Genomic DNA, 1259 nt, shown 5'->3' on the forward strand with positions numbered 1-1259 from the left:
GTCCTTTGGCACACCGCCCCGGGGGCGGTGTGCCAAAGGACCGGGAAGCCGGTGGCGTGCAGCCGGGCCGCCGCCTCCAGGGCCAGTCTCGTCTTGCCGACGCCGGTCAGGCCGACGACGGTGATCAGCCGTTCGGCTCCGGAGCGGAGCTCCTCCGTGAGGACGGTGGTCTCGGCGTCCCTCTCGATCAGCGGGTGCAGCGGGACGGGCGGGGCCGGCCGTTCGGCGGCGAAGTGCCGGGTCCCGGCGCCGCCCCGGTGTCCGCGCCGTACCGCGTCCTCCAGGGCCGTACGGGCCCGGGGGCCCAGGCGCAGGCCGTCGGCGATCAGCCGGATCGTGTCGGCTCTCGGTCGCTGTGCCTTCCCCTTCTCCAGGTCGCGGATGGCGCGGACGCTGATGGTGGAGAGATCCGCCAGTTCCTGCTGGGTCAGGCCGATGCGGAGCCGGTGGCCACGGATGAGGGTGCCGAGTGCGGCGGTGGCCGCCACGGTGTCCTCGGGGGAGAGACTGGTCGTCATGAGAAGCTCCCGCTCGTCGAGTTGGGGCGGGCCCTCCGGATGACGGCCCGGTCGGGCCGCCGGCCGGGGGCTGCGCCTCGCCGTCTGCTGGGATCCATGCTCCGGACGCGACTATTCAGGGGGCATCGCGGCACTAACGGGTGAGGATGCCGGGCGATAGCGGCCTACAGGCCCGTGATAGGGGTGCGGGTGGGGTGCCGTTCCGTGATAGCGGGGTGATAAGGCAGCGAGCGGTGCCGTGAATCCGCTTGTTCCTAGGTTGGTGGTCAGAAGGAAACGCCGCACACCACCGAGAGGCAGGATCCGATGTCGTACTCCTCCACCACCGCCGCCCGCACCTCCGTCCGCGCCGCCGTGACCGCCGCGCTGATCGTGATCCTGACCGGGGCGGGCGTCCAGGCGAGCTGGGCCGACGGGACGACGGGCACCACGACGAGCACCACCCCGGTCTGCACGACCACGGTCGACGCCACCGGCACGCCCATCACCACGTGCAGCACCGACAACAACCCCTGGGACTGACCCCCGTCAGGCCGGCCCGCTCCTCAGCAGCCGGTCGCGAGCAGTCTCTCCGCCTCCGCGAGTTCCCGGCCCATCCGCCGCTCGCGGAACACCTCGACCGCCGGGACGAGCAGCTCCCGGGAGCGCCCCGGCTCCGTGTCGAGGAGACGGGCGAGGTCCAGGCGCGCCAGCGCGCCACCGCTGAAATCCATGACGCCCTCCCGCGCGGTCACCGCGCGG

3 protein-coding genes are annotated in these 1259 nt (G+C 72.8%); 1 reads left to right on the forward strand and 2 read right to left on the reverse strand.

The window, feature by feature from the left end; translation table 11 throughout:
• On the reverse strand, window positions 1–518 hold a 518-nt coding region (locus tag CCN56_RS40945; RefSeq protein ID WP_143664850.1), incomplete at its 3' end, for a helix-turn-helix domain-containing protein.
• 306 nt (window positions 519–824) lie between these two features.
• Between CCN56_RS40945 and CCN56_RS40950 the strand changes: the two genes are divergently transcribed.
• On the forward strand, window positions 825–1040 hold the full coding sequence (locus tag CCN56_RS40950; RefSeq protein WP_086832576.1) for a hypothetical protein: 216 nt from the start codon (window positions 825–827) through the stop codon (window positions 1038–1040).
• Between the two features lie 23 nt (window positions 1041–1063).
• Here the strand turns inward: CCN56_RS40950 and CCN56_RS40955 are convergent.
• The coding region (locus tag CCN56_RS40955; protein ID WP_143664851.1) for a hypothetical protein at window positions 1064–1259 on the reverse strand (196 nt) is incomplete at its 5' end.

The sequence above is a fragment of the Streptomyces sp. NRRL B-24572 genome (assembly GCF_002156145.1).
In the GTDB taxonomy this organism is placed as follows: Bacteria; Actinomycetota; Actinomycetes; order Streptomycetales; family Streptomycetaceae; genus Streptomyces; species Streptomyces vietnamensis.